This is a genomic window from Arsenicicoccus sp. UBA7492, assembly GCF_002479615.1.
In the GTDB taxonomy this organism is placed as follows: domain Bacteria; phylum Actinomycetota; class Actinomycetes; order Actinomycetales; family Dermatophilaceae; genus Arsenicicoccus; species Arsenicicoccus bolidensis.
Map to the genome: position 1 here is coordinate 139,247 of NZ_DLOE01000025.1, position 17,500 is coordinate 156,746.

Sequence of the window (17,500 nt, forward strand, 5' to 3'; positions counted from 1 at the left end):
AGCCTGGCGAACGACGGCCGGTCGATGCCTCTACCGGGGGCGGGTCTGAAGGCGGGACGGCGACGCCCGCCGGTCCCCGAGGGGCGGCGGGCGTCGGCACACGGCCTGCTCGGTCAGCCCAGAGCAACAGGGTGCAGCCGAGCGACCGAGCGACCGGGCGAGGATCAGGGCAGGGCCATCCGGAAGACCGTGCGCCAGGTCTGGCCGATCTGCCGGTGCAGCGGACCCGTGACGTAGGGCAGGCCGTAGCGGTCGCAGATCTCGCGCACGCGCACCGCGATCTCGGCATACCGGTTGCTCGGCAGGTCCGGGAACAGGTGGTGCTCGATCTGGTGCGACAGGTTGCCGGTCATCAGGTGCATGAGCTTGCTGCCGGAGATGTTGCAGGAGCCGATCATCTGGCGGATGTACCAGTCGCCGCGGGTCTCGCCCTCGATCATCTCCTCGGTGAAGAACTCGACACCGTCGGGGAAGTGACCGCAGAAGATCACGGTGTGCGCCCACAGGTTGCGGATGCAGTTGGCGGCGAAGGTGCCGGCCAGCGTGGCTTTGCCGGACCCGGTGAGCGACGCCAGGGCGGGGGTCGCGACGTAGTCCTTGCCGGCCTGCTTGACGGCCTTGACGCCGAGGGCCTTGAGGTCGGCGTTGAGCGCCTCGCGGGACTTGCGGCCCTCCTGCACGTCGACGAGCTCGAGGTCGTAGAACGCGATGCCCCACTCGAAGAAGGGCGCGAGGATCGCGTTGTAGACCGGGTTGAGCACGTTGTAGGGCTTCCACGGCTGGTCCGAGCTGATCCGCAGGAGGTTGTAGCCCACGTCGTTGTCCTTGCCCACGACGTTGGTCCACGTGTGGTGCAGGTCGTTGTGGGTGTGCTTCCAGCCCTTGGCCGGGGCCACGAAGTCCCACTCCCAGGTGGAGGAGTGGATGTCCGGGTCGCGCATCCAGTCCCACTGGCCGTGGATGACGTTGTGGCCGATCTCCATGTTTTCGAGGATCTTGGCGACCGACATGAGGCCGACGCCGGCGACCCAGGCGGACTTGCGCTTGCCGGCGAGCACCAGCGTGGCGCGGCCGGCGAGCTCGAGGCTGCGCTGCACGCGGATCACCCGACGGATGTATGCCGCGTCGGCGGCCCCTCGCGAGGCGACGATGTCGGCGCGGATCTGGTCGAGCTCGCGCCCGAGCTCGGCGACCTGCTCGTCGGTCAGGTGCTGGGCGTGGTCGGGGCGGCGCACGGGGCGACCGCTGTCGGCCAGGCCGGGGTTGCGGGTGGGGATCGCGGGCAGCTGCTCGCGGGTGGGGGTGGCGCCGTCGGTGGGTGCGGTGGGGCGCTCGGCCGTGGTGGTCATGTGACCCTCCTCAGATCTCGAGATGGCAGGGTCCCGCGGCTGCGGAGACACAGGTCTGGATGGATTGTCCCTCGTCGCCGTGGACCTCGCCGGTGCGCAGGTCGCGCACCTTGCCGGCCCGCAGCGGGGTGAGACAGGTGTGGCAGATGCCCATGCGGCAGCCGCTGGGCATCATGACGCCGGCCGACTCGGCGGCCTCGAGCAGGGTGGTGTCGCCGTCGACCTCGATCTCCTTGTCGGAGCGCAGGAAGGTCACGACACCGCCCTCGCCGCCCTGGCCGTCGAGGACGACGGGTGCGAAGCGCTCGATGACGAGCGAGTGCCGGGCGTCGGCGTCGTGCCACAGGCGCTCGGCCGCGTCGAGCATCTCGGGCGGGCCGCAGGCGTATGACGCTCGCGAGCGCCAGTCGGGGCACAGCTCGTCGAGCGCGGCGGTCGAGGTGAGGTCGATGCGACCGCGCTCGCCGGAGTACCAGTGGACGACCCGCAGGCCGGGGTGGGCGGTCGACAGCTCGGCCAGCTCCTCGGCGAACAGCGCGTCCTGCGCCGTGCGGGAGCTGTGGACCAGCACGACGTCGGCGTCGTCACGGTGACCGACCAGCGTGCGGATCATCGACATGACGGGGGTCAGCCCGCTGCCGGCGGTGAGCATGAGCAGGGGGCGCGGGTGCTCGGGGAGCACGAAGTCTCCCTGGGGGACGTCCAGGTGCAGCACGTCGCCGGGGCGGGTGCGGTGCACGAGCGAGTCCGAGACGAGGCCCTCGGCGTGGACCGTGATGGCCGGGTCCTCGCCGGCCGCGGTGGTCAGCGAGTAGGACCGCCAGTGGCGGACGCCGTCGACCTCGACGCCGACGCGGGCCCACTGGCCGGCCATGTGGGGGTCCCAGCCGTGGCCGGGGCGGAAGTGGATGGTCGCCGTGTCGGTCGTCTCGGGGACGACGGAGGTGACGACACCGCGGAGCTGGCGGGCCGACGACAGGGGATTGATCAGGGACAGGAAGTCCTGGGGGCTGAGCGGGGTCGTCAACGGCTTGGCCAGGGGCGACAGCACGGGGCTGACGGCCTTGGCCAGGCGATCGAGCGGACGCATGGACGGCATACTCCAGTATTTCCCACGCAGGGCCTTTCATACTCGTCGGCGCGCGCCCGAATCGCGCCGAGGGACTATCACGCGACGATAGAATCGGGCCCCATGAGCCTCGACCGTCCCGCTGAAGCGCCACCATGGTTGTCGTTGCCCGCTGAAGTGTCCGAGCTGCTGCGGCCCCGCGTCGTCGAGATCGTCGACCAGATCATCCGCGCCGTCCCACGTGACGTTCCCGACTACGCGCGCCCCATGGAGGGCCGCTTCGGGCAGGGGCTGCACCAGGGCGTCGCCATCGCCCTCGACCGCTTCCTCGACCTGCCGGGGACGGACCGTCCGGCCCTCGAGCCGGACTCCAGACGGGTGTATGCCGGGCTGGGTCGCGGCGAGTTCCGCTCGGGGCGCCAGCTGGGGTCGCTGCTCGCGGCCTACCGCTCCGGCGCCCGCGTGACCTTCCGCACCGCGGCCCAGATCGCGGTGGACGCAGGCGTCTCCCCGGACGTGATCGTGCCCCTCGGCGAGTCGATCTTCGCCTACATCGACGAGCTGTCGGCCGCCTCGGTCGAGGGCTACGCCGACGAGCAGAACGAGCAGCTGGGCGAGGTGGAGCGCCGGCGCACCGAGCTCGCCCTGCTGGTCCTGCACGGGCGGGCCTCGTCGGCGGGCGTCGACCAGGCGGCGCTCGCGGCGGGCTGGGCGCTGCCACCGGAGCTGGCGGTCGTGGCGCTGCGCCGCGAGCAGGCCCAGGGGCTGCGTCTCGCCCTCGGCCGCGGCGCCCTGGTGGTCGAGCGCGAGGACGACGTCGTGGCGCTGGTCCCGGCGCCCACGACCGAGCGTGCGCGGCGCGACCTGGAGCGGGCGCTGCGCGGCCGGGGTGCGGTGGTGGGGCCGACCCGTCCGTGGAACGAGGCGCCCGAGTCGTTGCGCCTCACCGTGCTGACGATCGCCCGCCTCGAGCAGGCCGCGGCGGCGGGGATGGAGCGTCCCGACACGGTCTTCGTCGGCGACCACCTGGCCCAGCTAGCCCTGCACGCCGAGCCCGCCGTCGTCGCGGACCTGGCGCGGATCCGGCTCGCGCCCCTGGACGCGTTCGCCCCCGCCACCCGTGAGCGGCTGGCCGAGACCCTGCTGCAGTGGCTCGTCCACTGGGGGCAGCGCCAGCCCGTGGCCGAGGCCCTGTCGATCCACCCGCAGACGGTGGGCTACCGCGTGACCCAGCTGCGCGAGGCCTTCGGCGCCGACCTCGACGACCCGGACGTGCGCTTCGAGCTGCTCATGGTCCTGCGGGCCGGTCACCGCTAGGTATGCCGCCGCCGGCCGCCCTCGTGCGCGTCATTCTCCCGGAATCGCCGCCACCGACTCCCTGACGAGCGCACACTCGTGGGCGTGAGAACGAGCACGACGATGGACTATCGCCTCCGCCCCCGCTGGGTCGAGCGCACCCGTTGCCTCACCGACGACCGGCCGGGGGACCCGGTCCGCCTCCTGCGCGTCCTGGCCGCGGCCCGCACGAGCGGTGTCCTGGTGCTCGACGGCACGAGCCGGGTGGACAAGGTCGCGACCGCGATCCTCGCCCGCACGCGACGCGGACCCGAGGTGCTCGTCGTCGACTGCTCGTGGAAGCTCGGTCCGGGCCGCCTCGTGGAGCTGGTCACGCGCGCCGGGGTGCGGGCGATGGCGGGGCCGCGGACGACCTTCGTGGCCCTGACCCGCGAGGGGCGCGTCCAGTTCAGTCGCGTCCACCGGGTTCCGGGGGACCGGGTCGTGAGCGTCCCGTGGCACCACGGCCTGGGCCCGGACGACCTGGCCGGCGCTCTTGACCCGACCGGCGGACCCGACCCGACCGGCAGCCCCGACCCGACCGGAAGCCCGCAGCGCTCCGACGGTCCCGCGGGCGCCGAGCCCGAGATCCGCCACGACGGCCCGGTGTTCAGCGGCGGCCGCACGGCCCGCGACTACCGCCCGCTGCTCGGCTGCGCCGCCGACCTGCCCGAGGGCACCGAGGTCGTCATCGCCACCGTGCCGGGCGGGCTGCCGCAGGGCGTGCCCGTGCCGGCCAACGTGCACGTGCGCACCGAGGTCGACCCCCCGGCGTTCCGCCGGGACCTGCGCCGCGCCTGCGTCGTCGTCGTCGCCCTCGAGCACCGGGACGACTGCGCGCCGGGGATCATGGTGCTGCTCGACGCGATGGCCCTGGGCAAGCTCACCGTGGTCACCGACACCCTCGGGGTCCGCGAGCACGTCGAGCAGGGCGTCACGGGGTTCGTCGTGCCGGCCGGGGACGCGGCGGCGCTGGGCGAGACGCTGCGCTGGTGCCTGGACCCCGCGCACGCCGCCGAGGCCGCGGACATCCGGGAGTCGGCGCGTGCGACGGCGCGGACGGCATACGCCCCGGAGGTGCACGTGGAGGCCCTGCTGGAGCAGGTGGGCCGGGCGCTCGAGCGCGCCGAGGCCCGTCGGGGTCAGTCCTCCCGCGCGGTGCCGAACACCTCGTCGTAGGCCGCGGCCACCACGGGGTCGGCGTACCGCTCGGCGTAGAGCGCGTGGGCGCCCTGCGCCTCGCGAGATCGGACAGCCGGGTCGACGAGTGCGGCCAGCGCCCGCGCCGCCTCGACGGCGTCGGGCACCACGGTCAGGCCCGGGCGGCTCTGTGTGGCGATCCCCTCCGCGGCCACCGGGGTGCTGACGACCGGGAGGCCGCGGGCGAGCCCGTCGAGCGTCTTGATCTTGATGCCGGAGCCGAAGCGCAAGGGGTTGACCAGGGCGCACATCCGCGACAGGGCCTCGTCCAGGTCGGGGACGAAGCCGTGCACGACGACCCGGTCGCCGTGCCGGGCAGCGTCGGCCAGCAGGGACTCGTCGGCGTCGCGGCCGATGACGTGCAGCCGGGCGTCGGGCTGGAGGGCGAGCAGCTCGTCCATGCCCTCGTGCAGGAACCACCCGAGGCCGTCGTGGTTGTGCGCGAGCGACAGCAGCCCGACGAAGGCGAACTCGGGACGGCCGTCCCACCGGTCCGGCTGGTGCGACGTCTCGTCGAGCCCGGGGATCGACGGGGGCACCGCCACCACCGCCGCGCCGGTCTCCGCGCGCAGGTGACGGGCCTCCTCGGCGTTGAGCAGCACGGAGGTGGGGTTGGCGCGGGCCGCCCGGCGCTCCGAGCGCGCGACCCGGCCACGCTCGAAGCGCAGCAGGGCCTCGCGGGTGAGGGGCGCGCGGGTGAGCCAGTGCAGGCGGCTGGGGACGTTGTGCGAGAACTGACCCAGCGGGTCGAAGTCCGTGTCGATCCGCTTGTCCCGCAGGACCTCGAGCATGCGGGTGTAGCGCACGCTGAACAGGTCGTCGAGGTAGAGCACCCGGCGCCCGCGGAACCGGCGGCCGGCCACGTGCTGCTCCATGCGGACGGTGTCGATGATCTCGAGGTCGGGGTCGAGGTCGACCAGCGTCTGCTGGACGGTGGCGGCGACCCGCGGGCTGCCGAGGAAGGCCTCCTGCAGGCTCTGCCGGCGCAGGAGCACGCCGCGCACGAGCCCCACCAGCTGGTCCGTGCGGCTCGGCCGGCCCATCTCGTGCACCTGGACGCCCTCGAACTCGGCGGTGCGCCGCAGTGGCGCGCCGACGTGCAGATAGTGGATGTCCTCGGCCGGCAGCCGGGAGCGCAGGTGCCGCAGGAACCCGGCGATCACCATGGCCTTGCCGCTGTCGGAGGGGTATGGCGCCACGGCGCTGACCACGGCGACGGAGGTCACGGGGCCGTCGTGGAGCGACTCCGTGGGCGGGGTGACGAGCTGGGCGTAGAGCGAGCGCAGGCGATCCACCCAGACCGTCGCCGCGAAGGTGGTGTCGTAGCGGGCGCGTCCGGCCCGGCCGCACGCCTCGCGGCGGTGCGGGTCACGGGTCAGCGCGGTGATGGCGTCGGCGAGGGCGGCGGGGTCACCGACCGGCACGAGGAGCCCCGCGTCGTCGCCCACGATGTCGGGGATGCCGCCGACCCGCGTCGCCACGACGGCCGTGCTGGTCGCGAGCGCCGAGATCAGTGAGGTAGGCAGGGCGTCCTCGTGGCTGGGGTGGACGACGAGGTCGGCCGCGTGCAGCAGGGCGTCCACGTCGGAGCGGAAGCCCAGGACCCGCACGCGGTCCCGCAGCAAGGGGTCGCGCTCGACCTCGGCGCGGACCTCGTCGAGCAGGGGACCGTCACCTGCGAGCGCGAGGACGAACGGCAGGTCCGCGGGGAGGAGGCGGACCGCGTCCAGCGCGACCGCGTGGCCCTTCTCGGGGCGCATGAGCGACACGGTCACGCCGAGGACGGTGTCGTCGTCGACGCCGAGCTCGCGGCGCACCGCCGACCCCGTGCCCGAGGGGGAGGGCTCGCGCACGCCGTTGGGCACGAGCACGACGGGGGTGGAGGAGCGGAAGGCCGAGTACCACTCGCGCTGCGCCTCCGACAGGGCCACGACGCGGTCGAACATCGTGGCGCGCGCGGCCACGGCGGCCCGCACCCGGGCGCGGTGGGCCGCGCCCTGGGGGTCGGCCTCGATGACGTGCAGGGTGGAGACGGCGGGCACGCCGACCAGCCGCGCGGCGAGGCCGCCCACGAGGTCGGCGTGCTTGAGGTGGGTGTGGATGACGTCGGCGCCCTCGCGGCGGGCGATCGCGGCGACCCGGCGCACCGCCCGGAGGTCGTAGCGACCGGCGTAGAGCTGGTAGACCGTCGCCCCCGCCTCGGCGAGCCGGGGCGCCGCGCGGTCGTCCTCGGCGTCGGACAGGCCGACGACGACGATGCGCAGCCCGGCCTCGCGCGCGGTGCGGGCCAGCTCGACCAGGACGCTCTCGGCGCCACCGGCGCCGAGGGAGTGGATGACGTGGACGACGGTCATCGGTGCGCGTGCCGGGGTCATGGCTGCTCCGTAGGTCGATGGGGGTGCCGGGGGCGCTGAGGGTGGTCAGGGTGGTCAGGACGTCGCCGAGGACGCACCGCCGCCAGGATCGTCCGGGCGTGGGCGAGGGCCGCACCGAGGACCGCCCCGATCGTCATGGCGGCGGCCACCTCCGACCGGCCCGGGGTCTCGCGCCAGGTGGTGACGGTGCCCCAGCGGGTGCGAAAGAGGGTGTCGAGGCCGGCTCGGCGCACGGCGGCGTCCCCGGCGGCGGTGGCGTCGCGGGCCAGCCGGTCGGCCTGCTCCGGCGTCTCGGCCTCCGCGGACACGGAGACGAGGCCGGAGGCGGGGTCGCCCTGGGCGTCGACGGTGCGGCCGGAGGCGACGGACGTCAGGACGGCATAGGTCGGTGCGGTGACCTCGCGGGTGCGCAGGGACAGCAGGTAGGCGCTGGACGACTGCGGCTCGAGGTAGCCGACGACGTGGGCGTGGGCGGGCTGCGGCAGCGAGGTCACCACCAGCGCGGCGAGGGCGGCCCCGGCAGCGGCCAGGGGGACGGCATACGCCGGGGTGCGGTGCCGGTGCGGACGGGGCACCCGGTGGGCCCCGAGGGCCCGGGCCTGGGTGGCGAGGGCGGCGGCGAGCGCCACCACGAGATAGACGATGCGGGCGTAGGTGAGGTGCAGGAAGACGCTCGCGGCGCACCAGGCGAGCAGCCCGGCGACGCAGGCGGCGGCGTAGGGCCGCAGGCGCGCGGCGTCCGCGGACGGCAGGGACGGGAGGGCGCGCAGCACCCAGCCCGCCTGCCACAGCGCCACGGCGAGGATCGACAGGAAGGCCAGCAGCCCGACGAGCCCGATCTCGGCCCACAGCCCGAGGTAGAGGTTGTGCGGGGCGACGATCCGCTCGAGGTGCAGGTCGGTCGCTGAGGCGTAGTCGGGGAAGCGCGCGAAGTAGCCGCCGGGACCGACCCCCGTCAGCGGGTTGTCCTGGATCATCTTGGTCGCGACGGTCTGGGTGGCGATGCGCTCGCGCACCGAGCCGTCGACCGCGGCGAGCTGGCCGGACTCGGCCACCCCCAGCATCGAGAGCAGCCGGCTCCCGACGCCGGGCAGGACGAGCAGCAGCGGCACCACGACCACGGCGCCGGCGGCGAGGACCCTGCGGTCCAGGCCGCACAGGAGGAGGTAGAGGCCGGCGCCCACCAGGGCGGCGAGCATGGTCCCGCGCGAGCCGGTGAGGTAGACGCCGACGAGCAGCGCGCCGAGGCAGCCGAGGGGCACGAGCGCGAGCAGCCGGCGCCCTCGCTGCAGGCACTCCTGGACCAGCGCCAGCGCGAACGGGAGGCCGAGGACCAGGAAGCGCCCCCAGAAGTTGGCGTCCGGCAGCGGACCGGCGTGCCGCTTGGTGACGACGCCCACCCCCTCGGCCGTCGTGACGGTCTCGAAGCCCCCGAAGGTCGCCGTGTTGCCGAGCACCCACTCGTTGAGGGCACCGAGCAGGCAGATCGCCGCCATGGGCAGGACCATCGCCGCGGCGACCAGCCACCAGCGCCGAAGGCCGCTCGCCAGCAGGCACACGACCACGACGAAGACCAGCTCCTTGAGCACCCCCAGCACCGCCGCCGAGCCCCAGTCCGGCTCGACGCCGGTCCGCAGGAAGGCCACGCCGTCGAGGTCGGCCAGCTGGCTGGACAGGGCCGTGGCCAGCACGTATGCCGAGACCGCGCCCACCGTGGCCCAGGGGACGGCCACGCGCTGGACGAGGCATCGCCCCACCACGACGAGCAGGCCGAGCGCGAGCAGGGCGAGGAACGGCGACACGGGCACCCGCCCCTCGAGCACCCCCGAGGCGCCGGAGAACTCGACGGCGACCATCCCCGCGAGCAGCAGCGTGGCGGCGGCGGACGACGGCAGCGCGGCTCGCGGCTGGTCGACGTCCGCGCTGCGGGAGCGCTCGAGGGTGGCGGGGGTCATGTCGTCTGTCGTCTGTCGGCTGTCGTCTGAGGTCTGTCTGTTCAGGTCTCGTCAGCCGGCCCGGCGACGGCTGAGCGTCGAGCCGGCGCCCGCGGCGAGGATGGCCGTGAGCAGGCCGGCCAGCAGGGCGACCACGAGCTTGAGCGGGGTGGACAGGCCACCCGACTCGGGGGTGGAGGGCTCGGTGCTGAGGGTGGTGACCGTGTAGGGCGCGAGCACCTTGCCGATCTCGGGGGTGGCCGACGCGACGACCCGCTCGAGCGCGGAGGTCACCTGGCCGGGGTCGCTGCCCGCGGCCCGGACCGTGACGACGGCGCTCGGCGCGACGTTGCCGGCCGTGACCTCGACCTTCGAGCCCTCGGGGAGCCACCGCTTCTGGGAGTAGACCTCGGCCGCGGTGGCGATGACCTGGCCCCGGCTCAGGCTGTCGAAGAGCGCGGCGCTGTCGTTGGCGCTGGCGACCTTCTGCGGCACGACGACGACGTCCATCGTCGAGGTGTAGGTGCCCGGGCGGGACAGGAGGAAGCCACCCACGACGAGGGCGGCGAGCAGGCCCGCGACGAGGGCGGGCAGCAGGCGGCCGAGCCCGCGGCTGCGGGTGGTGTCGGTGGTCATGCGTTCTCCTTGGGTTCCGTGCGGGACGGGTCGATGAGCTCGGCGTAGAGGTCGTGCAGGGCGCGGGTCCAGGTCTGCATGGAGAAGGTCTGCTCGGCGCGACGCCGCGCGGCCTCGCCGTAGGCCGCGCGGGCGCCGGGGTCGGACAACAGCCGGGACAGCTCGCGCGCGAGGGCGGGGACGTCGCCGACGGGGACCACCTGTCCGGTCTCGCCGTCGAGCACGACGTCGCGGGTGCCGCCGGCGTCGGTGGCCACCACGGGCAGGCCGCACGCGGCGGCCTCGACGAGCGAGGTGGGCAGCGCCTCGGTGAACGAGGCGGACACGACCCCGTCGACCCCGGCCAGCAGGTCGGGGACGTCCTCGCGCCGCCCCAGGAGGTGGACGCGCCGCTCGAGGCCGAGCTCGCGCACGCGCGCCTCGATCGCCGGTCGGTGCGTTCCCTCGCCCACGACGAGCAGGTGGGCGTCGGGATGCTGCTCGACGACCCTGGCCCAGGCCTCGACGAGCGGCACGTGCCCCTTGGGCTCGCGCAGGGCCGCCACGACCGCCCAGACGGGCGCGCCGTCGGGGACCGGGACGTCCTGGGGGAGCCGCCGCCGCGCCGTGGAGTAGCGGTCCACATCGATGCCGTTGGGGATGCACCGCCAGCTGGCGGTGGCCGGTCCGTAGTGGCGGGCGTAGCCGTCATATGCTGCCTGGGAGACGAGGACGAGCCGCCCGAGGGTGGCCGGGACGAGGACCGACAGACCCTCCTTGACCCGGTCGGCGCGGGACCCGAGCTGCGGCACGAGGTGCAGGGTCGCGACGCAGGGGACCCCGGCGAGGCGGGCGGCCAGCGGCACGAGGGTCGCGGAGTAGCCCAGGTGGGCGTGGACGACGTCGGCGCTGCTGGCGCGCAGGGTCCGGGCCAGCCGGATGACGCCGATCGGGTCCAGCAGGCGCCGCACCCCGAGATAGGTGGGGGCGAGCCCGAGGGCCTGGAAGCGGTCGAGCATGGCGTCCTTGCCCTCGCGGCCGGCCGGACCGAGGCTGGCGACGGCGAGGTCCAGGTGGAGGTCCTGGCCGGCCGCGTGGTCGGCGGACACGTGCCGGGCCAGCTCGACGACGAGGTTCTCCGCCCCGCCGAAGCTGAAGGAGTCGAGGACGTGCAGCACTCTCACGAGGCACCACCGGGTCGCAGCAGGCGGGTGACGCGGGGCAGGGCCTGCCGGTCGACGAGGGCGAGGGCACCGACGTAGACCAGGGCGCCCACCACCACCTCGAGGACGAGCAGGAGGAAGGGCTGCTGCAGCGGGACGAACCGGTCGACGAGCGTGACGGCTCCCGCCATGACCAGGGCGCTCAGCGTGGCCGGGGCGACCGCCCGCAGCTGGGACGCGACGGGGATGCCGAGGACGCGGTCGGTGACGACGAAGCGCAGCAGGGTGAACAGCACGTGGCACGCGAGGAAGGCCACGGCCACGGCGAGGGTGGAGCGTCCGGCCGCGATCCACAGGACGGGCGCGAAGACCGCGACCTGGGCGAGGGCCAGGGTGTTGAGCAGACCGGCGTGCCCGGTGGCCTTGTAGACCTCGCCGGAGTGGAAGCCCAGGGCGTAGACCGCGGAGTAGCAGCCGAGCACGACCAGGATGGGCTCGGACAGGACGTACTGGTCGCCGAAGACCGTCTCGACGACGGGACCGGCCGCCGCGGCCAGGCCGAGCCCGGCGGGGACGGTGAGGGTGGCGACGGCGGCGATGGCCCGCAGGTAGTGCTCGCGCAGCGCCTCGCGGTCGTCCTGCAGCCGTGAGAACGAGCTGAACAGCACCTGGCCGACGACGACGCACACCCCGATGACGACCAGCTCGGGCAGGCGGAAGGCCATCGTGTAGTAGCCGAGCTCGGTCTCGCCGAGGCGTCGACCGATGCTGAAGTAGTCGAGGTTGTCGATGACCAGGGCCAGCAGGGCGAGCAGCGACAGCGAGCCGCCGAAGCGCAGCAGCTCGCCCGCCACCGGGCGGTCCCAGCCGAGGTGGCGGTCGGCCGGCTCGGTGAGGGGGGAGGCGGTGGGCTCCGCGCTCGCCATACGGGCCCTGCGTGTCAGCCGCAGGTAGACGAGCCAGTAGAGGACGGCCATCGTGGCGGTGGCGGCGACCTGGCCCCAGACCAGGCTCCACGCCCCGGCGCCCGCGAGCGCCATGGAGATCGAGACGGCCGCCTTGACCAACGCGCCGCCCAGCTCGGGCAGCGTGCGCTCCTTGAAGGCCAGGTGGCGGCGCAGCGCGGCGTCGGGGAAGACGGCGAGGCCCTGCAGCAGCATCGACACGGACAGGGCCTGGATGAGCGGGACGAGGGCGTCGTTGCCGAGCAGGGCGGCGAGCCAGGGCGCCGTGACGAGGCAGAGCAGCCCGAAGCCCAGCGCCAGCACCAGCGTCAGCGCGGCGCCGGTGGGGGCGATGCGTCGCCACGACCCGGAGTGCTGCACGAGCGCGGTGCCGACGCCGAGGTCCTTGAGCCGGTCGAAGATGTTGATCGCGAGCAGCGCGAGGGCCACCAGGCCGAAGGCCTCCGGGGCCAGCAGGCGGGCGAGGACGACGGTCGAGACGAACGTGACGAGCTTGCTGCCGCCGTACTGCAGGACGTTCCAGACGGTGCTGGTGCCGACCCGACGGGCGGGCGTCGAGCGGGACTCCTCCTCGGGCGGCGGGTGGTGCTCGTCGGTGACGTGCTCGCTCATCGCGGGTCCGGGAGGCCGTCGAGCAGGGTCGCGGCGACGTCGTCCCACGAGGCGCCGCCGGCCAGGCCCGCCCGGCCGGCGTCGCCGAGCCGGGCCGCGAGGTCCGGGTCGCGCAGCAGGGTGACGATGCCGTTGGCGAGCCGGTCGGGGTCCGCGGGCGGGACGACGAGGCCGGTGCGCCCGTCCTGGACCACGGCCGGTATGTCGCCCACCGCCGTCGCGACCGCTGGCCGCGCGAAGGTGTGGGCGAGGTGCGCGACCCCGCTCTGGCTGGCCCGGCGATAGGGCAGGACCACCGCCCGCGCCCGCTCCAGGATCCCCGGGACGTCCTCGACCGCGACGTAGCCGTCGCGCAGCTCCACGCCGGGCAGGCCGGCGACGCGGCGGCGCAGGGCGTCCGCGTCGACGTCGGCGCTGATCGACCCGGCGATGGTGAAGGTCGCGTCGGGCACGTGCTCGCGCACCCGGGGCCAGACCTCGAGCACGTCGTCGAGGCCCTTGTAGCCGGTGACGGTGCCGAAGAACAGCAGGTGGGGGGCCGTGGAGGCGGCGCTCGATGGGGTGTCGGTGCGGAAGACGTCCTCGTCGCCGTGCGGGATCACGCGGACCGGGCCGGTCACCGGCCAGGTCTCGAGGACCACCCGGCGGGCGCTCTCGCCGAGGACGTAGACGACGTCGACGGTCGCGTAGGCGGCGCGCAGGGCCTGGTAGGTCGGGCCGCTGTCGTTGTAGAGGCCGTCGCGTCCGGGCTGCTCGACGAGCGGACGCGGCTCGTGCGCCACGATGCCGAGGGTGGCCCAGGGGGCGAGGCGCCGGGCCGCGACGACGCCCCAGCCGTCCACCGGGAAGCGCCACGCCGACCACAGGACCACGTCGGGCCGGGTGCGCCGGATCTCGAGCAGGAGGCGCACCCACGCGGCGTGGTGCTGACCGGCCCGGACGACGCGGCGGGCCTTGCGCCACAGCTCGGGGGCGTCCGCCCCGGCGGTCGGGTGCCAGGTCGGCAGGATCGCCTCGACGGTGCAGCCCTGCTCGCGCGACGCGAGCTCGGGGGAGGGGCCGGTCACCACGCGCACGGACTGGCCGCGGCGGGCGAAGCCCTCGCCCAGCTGCACGGCGAACTGGAAGAGGCCACCGGCGGGCGGCAGCTCGACCAGCATGATGCGTCGACGGGCGGGCAGCGGCACGGGGGAGAACCTCCAACGGGGCGGGGCGGGGCGACAGGGATGGGGGCAGGGGCGCGGGCAGGACGAACGCCCGGTCCAGGGTAACGAGACGGCATCGGCGGCCACGCCCTAACGGCGAAACCGCCTGTGGACGACGCGACGCACCCCGGTGCCGACCTGGCCTACCGTCAGGTGGTCGCGCCAGGTGAGCCGGTCGTCGTGACGGTGCGACGCTGCGACGGTGCGACGAGGACGTCCGTGAGGAGGAACGCATGCAGGGGAGCGGGACCGTGCTCGTGGCCGTCCTGGGTCTGCTCGTGGGGCACCGCCTGGACGCGTGGCTGCGGGCGGGGACCTATCGCCGAGACAGGGACCTGGTGCGGCGGCCCCGGGCCTCACGCTGGGTGCGGCCCGCGTCCGTCGCGCTCCCGGCTCTCGCCTGGTGGCAGCTCTGCGCCCACGACCGGGCCCCGCTCGCGGTCGTCGTGGTGCCCCTCGCCTGGCTCATGGTGGCGCTGGCGGCGATCGACCTGGACGTCCACCGGCTGCCCGACGCGCTGCAGCTGCCGCTCTATCCCGTCCTGGCCGTCGCGCTGACGGCTGTCGCCGCGGTCACCCGAGACGGCGGCGAGGCGCTGCTGCGGTCCGCGGTGGCGGTCGTCGTCGTCCTCCTGGTGGGTGGGTTGCTGTGGCTGACCGCGCCGCGCCAGGGGCTGGGCCTCGGGGACGTCAAGCTCGCCGGCCTGCTGGCGGCGGTCCTGGCTCAGCTCGGCTGGTCGCAGGTCCTGCTGGGCCTGTGGGCGGGCTTCGCGCTGGGTGGGGTGGTGGCGGCGGCGCTGCTGGTGACGCGTCGGGCGGGCCGCCGGGACCACCTGGCCCTCGGTCCACCGCTCATGCTCGGCGCGCTGCTGGCCGTCCTCGCCGGGTGACGCCGGCACCGTAGAATCCGGGCCATGACCCTCGCACTCCTCGTCCTGCACTACCTCACGCTCGCGCTGCTCGTCTTCGGCTACGTCCAGAGCATCGAGCCCGGCGCCGCCACCAAGCTCATGGCGTGGGGCGCTCGGCTGCAGCTCCTGTCCGGCCTGGCGCTCGTCGTCCTCGAGGAGATGGAGGGCAACGCGCCCCACATGTTCATCGGCATCAAGCTGCTGGTCATGCTCGGTGTCGTGGCGCTGACCGAGATCTCGCACGCCCGTGGCCGCCGCGGGGAGGCCAAGCCCGCCCTGCTGCACGCCGCGGCTGCTCTCGTGGTGGTCAACCTGATCGTGGCCTACACCCTGCCCCACTGATCGCAGCCCCTGCTCTTGGCTGCCTGGACCGTATGCCGACGGCCCGGCCTCCTCGCGGTGACCCCGCTGGAGGCCGGGCCGTCCGTCATACCGGCGCTCGGTGCTCTGCCGGTCTGACCTTGACGTCGGCTCAGCCCTGGGCCTCCACGGCGGCCACGGCCTCCGGATGGTGCTCGGAGAAGTGGTCGACGGCGCGGCGCACGCGACGACCGAGGAGCGTCGAGGCGAGCAGCCCTCCGACCAGGAAGGCGGCGAGCCCTGCCCACGCAAAGGTCTTGAGCCAGTGCTCGGCGACGGTGCCGAGGAGGTAGACGCCGTAGGTCGTGCCGAACGCCCAGAGGATGCCGCCGAGAGCGTTGGCGGGCAGGAACCGGTGGTAGGGCAGCCGCAGGACGCCGGACAGCGGACCGGCGAAGATCCGCAGGAGCGCCACGAAGCGGCCGAAGAACACGGCCCACATGCCGTGCCGGGCGAAGACGGCTTCGGCATAGGCGATCTCCTTGGCGCCGAAGTGGCGCGGGAACCGTCGCCGCAACCAGACGAGCAGCCGCTGGCCGAAGTGGTGACCAATGCCGTAGCCGATCGAGTCGCCCATGATCGCGCCCGCGGAGCCGGCGACGGCCACCCACAGCGGGCTGACGTCGAGCTCGTGGTGGGCCGACAGCAGCGCGGCCGCGACGAGCGTGACCTCACCGGGCAGGGGGACGCCCATGGACTCCAATGAGATGACGAGCGCGACGACGAGGTAGACCGCGAGCGGTGGGATCGACAGGAGGAGCTGGTCGACGGTCACGCGCGCTGCTCGGCGCGCCGGGCGACCCTGGCGAGGGCGTCACCGTGGAGTCGTTGCGTCCGCCACTCCTCGAGCGGCTCAGCGCCGAGGGAGCGGTAGAACCGGATGGCGGGGGCGTTCCAGTCCAGGACGGTCCACTCGACCCGGGTGTAGCCCCGCTCCACGGCCCGCGCGGCGAGGCCCGCCAGGAGCATCCGCCCGAGACCGGCTCCGCGGTGCTCCGGCTCGACGAAGAGGTCCTCGAGCCAGATGCCGTGCTGCCCCGTCCAGGTCGAGAAGGTCAGGAACCACACGGCCATGCCGACGACCTCGCCGTCGACCTCGGCCACGTCGGCGCAGACGGCGGCGTCACCGTCCTCGGGGAAGAGGGCGTCCCTCAGGTCCTGCGGCGTGGCGGTGACGGCGTGGCTCTGCCGCTCGTAGGCCGCGAGGTCGCGGACGAGGCGGTGCAGGGCGGGGACGTCGTCGACGTTGGCGGGTCGGATGGTGGGTGGGGTGGGGGCCGGCGCGGCGGTGTCGGTGTCGGTGTCGGTGTCGGTGTCGGTCACGGGACCAGCAGGACCTTGCCGGAGGTGCGACGGCCCTCGAGGGCGTCGTAGGCAGCGCGGGCGTCGGTGAGCGGGTGCCGGGAGTCGATGGCGATGTCGAGGGAACCGTCCGCGATCAGGTCGAGGACCTCGCCCGATCGGGCGAGCAGCTCGTCCCGGCCGGCGATGTAGTGGGCGAGGGTGGGTCGGGTGAGATAGAGCGAGCCACCCTGGTTGAGCCGCTGCGGGTCGAGCGGGGGGACCGGACCGCTGGCGGCGCCGAAGAGCACGAGCACGCCCCGGGGGCGCAGGCTCGCCATGGACGCGTCGAAGGTCGCCTGACCGACGCCGTCGTAGGCCACGTCGACACCACGCCCGGCCGCCTCCTTGACGGCGCTCGCGAGGCTGTCGGCTGTGTCGTGCTCGCGGTAGTTGATGACGTGGTCGGCGCCGCGGTCGCGGGCGATGGCGAGCTTGTCCTCGCTGCCGGCGGTCGCGACGACCGTCGCGCCCTTGGCCTTGAGCAGCTGGACGAGCAGCTGACCGACGCCGCCCGCCGCCGCGTGGACCAGCGCCACCGTCTCGGCGGTGCAGGGGTAGGTGTCGTTGACCAGGAAGTGAGCCGTCATCGCCTGCAGCATCGCGGCGGCGGCCACGTCGAGCTCGACGCCGTCGGGCACCGGCACGAGGTTGGCGGCGGGGACGGTGGCGACGGAGGCGGCGCTGCCGAGCTGCATGGCCCAGGCGACGCGGTCGCCGGGCGCGACCTCGGTGACGCCCTCGCCGACGGACTCGACGGTGCCCGCGCCCTCCATGCCGAGCACGAACGGCGTCTCGACGGGATAGACCCCGCCGCGCTGGTAGGTGTCGATGAAGTTGACCCCGCTGGCCGCGACCGTGACGCGGGCCTGGCCGGGACCGGGGTCGGGGACCTCGCGCTCCTCGACGCGGAGCACGCCGGAGTCACCGTGCTCGGGGACGATCAGGGCTGAGGCGGTCAGGCTCGTCATGGCCAAACCCTACCGGGGGCAGGTGCATCGACCGGCCTTCGTCCCCCAGCCTGATGGACCTACCTCAGGTAGTCACATTCGCCGGGGTTCGCACG

Annotated in this window: 15 protein-coding genes; 4 read left to right on the forward strand and 11 right to left on the reverse strand. The window is 74.2% G+C overall.

Translation table 11 applies throughout. The features are described 5' to 3' along the window. Positions 1-164: 164 nt before the first annotated feature. On the reverse strand, positions 165-1,349 hold the full coding sequence (locus B4E97_RS07345; RefSeq protein ID WP_084412944.1) for a fatty acid desaturase family protein: 1,185 nt from the start codon (positions 1,347-1,349) through the stop codon (positions 165-167). Between the two features lie 10 nt (positions 1,350-1,359). Further along, on the reverse strand, positions 1,360-2,439 hold the full coding sequence (locus B4E97_RS07350) for a ferredoxin reductase (RefSeq protein WP_029212507.1): 1,080 nt from the start codon (positions 2,437-2,439) through the stop codon (positions 1,360-1,362). A 144-nt stretch (positions 2,440-2,583) separates the two neighbouring features. Here B4E97_RS07350 and B4E97_RS07355 point away from each other — a divergent pair, with 144 nt between their 5' ends. After that, positions 2,584-3,735 carry a PucR family transcriptional regulator gene (locus tag B4E97_RS07355; protein ID WP_286959234.1) on the forward strand — a complete coding sequence of 384 codons (1,152 nt, stop codon included), beginning with the start codon at positions 2,584-2,586 and terminating at the stop codon, positions 3,733-3,735. A 102-nt stretch (positions 3,736-3,837) separates the two neighbouring features. Continuing rightward, positions 3,838-4,932 (forward strand): glycosyltransferase, encoded by a 1,095-nt coding sequence (locus B4E97_RS07360; protein ID WP_286959236.1) that lies wholly within the window; start codon positions 3,838-3,840, stop codon positions 4,930-4,932. Here B4E97_RS07360 and B4E97_RS07365 read toward each other — a convergent pair. Genes B4E97_RS07365 through B4E97_RS07390 form a run of 6 tightly spaced genes read right to left on the reverse strand, consistent with a single transcriptional unit; the run spans position 4,896 to position 13,804 of the window. Beyond that, a complete protein-coding gene (locus B4E97_RS07365; RefSeq protein ID WP_286959237.1) occupies positions 4,896-7,328 on the reverse strand; it encodes a glycosyltransferase in 2,433 nt (810 codons plus the stop codon). The two genes, B4E97_RS07360 and B4E97_RS07365, sit on opposite strands and share 37 nt — an antisense overlap. Beyond that, positions 7,325-9,283 carry an O-antigen ligase family protein gene (locus tag B4E97_RS07370; protein WP_029212503.1) on the reverse strand — a complete coding sequence of 653 codons (1,959 nt, stop codon included), beginning with the start codon at positions 9,281-9,283 and terminating at the stop codon, positions 7,325-7,327. The genes B4E97_RS07365 and B4E97_RS07370 overlap by 4 nt, the downstream gene beginning before the upstream one ends. A gap of 51 nt (positions 9,284-9,334) precedes the next feature. Then, on the reverse strand, positions 9,335-9,898 hold the full coding sequence (locus tag B4E97_RS07375; RefSeq protein WP_019285568.1) for a hypothetical protein: 564 nt from the start codon (positions 9,896-9,898) through the stop codon (positions 9,335-9,337). Further along, entirely contained in the window at positions 9,895-11,061 is a 1,167-nt protein-coding gene (locus B4E97_RS07380) for a glycosyltransferase (RefSeq protein WP_205621892.1), read from the reverse strand. The genes B4E97_RS07375 and B4E97_RS07380 overlap by 4 nt, the downstream gene beginning before the upstream one ends. Next, on the reverse strand, positions 11,058-12,617 hold the full coding sequence (locus tag B4E97_RS07385; protein WP_286959241.1) for a lipopolysaccharide biosynthesis protein: 1,560 nt from the start codon (positions 12,615-12,617) through the stop codon (positions 11,058-11,060). Before B4E97_RS07385 ends, B4E97_RS07380 begins: the two co-directional genes overlap by 4 nt. Then, positions 12,614-13,804 (reverse strand): glycosyltransferase family 4 protein, encoded by a 1,191-nt coding sequence (locus B4E97_RS07390; RefSeq protein WP_286959243.1) that lies wholly within the window; start codon positions 13,802-13,804, stop codon positions 12,614-12,616. Before B4E97_RS07390 ends, B4E97_RS07385 begins: the two co-directional genes overlap by 4 nt. Before the next feature lie 251 nt (positions 13,805-14,055). Between B4E97_RS07390 and B4E97_RS07395 the strand changes: the two genes are divergently transcribed. Together B4E97_RS07395 and B4E97_RS07400 are read left to right on the forward strand one after the other, a co-directional pair. Then, a complete protein-coding gene (locus B4E97_RS07395) occupies positions 14,056-14,712 on the forward strand; it encodes a prepilin peptidase (RefSeq protein WP_286959244.1) in 657 nt (218 codons plus the stop codon). Positions 14,713-14,736: 24 nt separating this feature from the next. After that, on the forward strand, positions 14,737-15,075 hold the full coding sequence (locus B4E97_RS07400) for a hypothetical protein (protein WP_019285573.1): 339 nt from the start codon (positions 14,737-14,739) through the stop codon (positions 15,073-15,075). A 130-nt stretch (positions 15,076-15,205) separates the two neighbouring features. Here the strand turns inward: B4E97_RS07400 and B4E97_RS07405 are convergent, their stop codons facing one another. The 3 genes from B4E97_RS07405 to B4E97_RS07415 are packed head-to-tail and all read right to left on the reverse strand — an operon-like array spanning position 15,206 to position 17,405. Beyond that, positions 15,206-15,868, reverse strand: a complete 663-nt coding sequence (locus tag B4E97_RS07405) for a DedA family protein (protein WP_019285574.1) — start codon at positions 15,866-15,868, stop codon at positions 15,206-15,208. After that, the gene (locus B4E97_RS07410; RefSeq protein ID WP_286959259.1) at positions 15,865-16,353 is read right to left on the reverse strand and encodes a GNAT family N-acetyltransferase; all 489 of its coding nucleotides are present in this window, start codon (positions 16,351-16,353) and stop codon (positions 15,865-15,867) included. Before B4E97_RS07410 ends, B4E97_RS07405 begins: the two co-directional genes overlap by 4 nt. Positions 16,354-16,412: 59 nt before the next feature. Next, positions 16,413-17,405, reverse strand: a complete 993-nt coding sequence (locus tag B4E97_RS07415; RefSeq protein WP_286959247.1) for a quinone oxidoreductase family protein — start codon at positions 17,403-17,405, stop codon at positions 16,413-16,415. Positions 17,406-17,500: the final 95 nt, after the last annotated feature.

Excerpts from the sequence above, each read along its gene's own strand:
- B4E97_RS07345 (WP_084412944.1), bottom strand. The coding sequence starts at position 1,349 with ATGACCACCACGGCCGAGCGCCCCACCGCACCCACCGACGGCGCCACC.
- B4E97_RS07350 (WP_029212507.1), bottom strand. The coding sequence starts at position 2,439 with ATGCGTCCGCTCGATCGCCTGGCCAAGGCCGTCAGCCCCGTGCTGTCG.
- B4E97_RS07360 (WP_286959236.1), top strand. The coding sequence starts at position 3,838 with ATGGACTATCGCCTCCGCCCCCGCTGGGTCGAGCGCACCCGTTGCCTC.
- B4E97_RS07365 (WP_286959237.1), bottom strand. The coding sequence starts at position 7,328 with ATGACCCCGGCACGCGCACCGATGACCGTCGTCCACGTCATCCACTCC.
- B4E97_RS07370 (WP_029212503.1), bottom strand. The coding sequence starts at position 9,283 with ATGACCCCCGCCACCCTCGAGCGCTCCCGCAGCGCGGACGTCGACCAG.
- B4E97_RS07375 (WP_019285568.1), bottom strand. The coding sequence starts at position 9,898 with ATGACCACCGACACCACCCGCAGCCGCGGGCTCGGCCGCCTGCTGCCC.
- B4E97_RS07385 (WP_286959241.1), bottom strand. The coding sequence starts at position 12,617 with ATGAGCGAGCACGTCACCGACGAGCACCACCCGCCGCCCGAGGAGGAG.
- B4E97_RS07395 (WP_286959244.1), top strand. The coding sequence starts at position 14,056 with ATGCAGGGGAGCGGGACCGTGCTCGTGGCCGTCCTGGGTCTGCTCGTG.
- B4E97_RS07400 (WP_019285573.1), top strand. The coding sequence starts at position 14,737 with ATGACCCTCGCACTCCTCGTCCTGCACTACCTCACGCTCGCGCTGCTC.
- B4E97_RS07415 (WP_286959247.1), bottom strand. The coding sequence starts at position 17,405 with ATGACGAGCCTGACCGCCTCAGCCCTGATCGTCCCCGAGCACGGTGAC.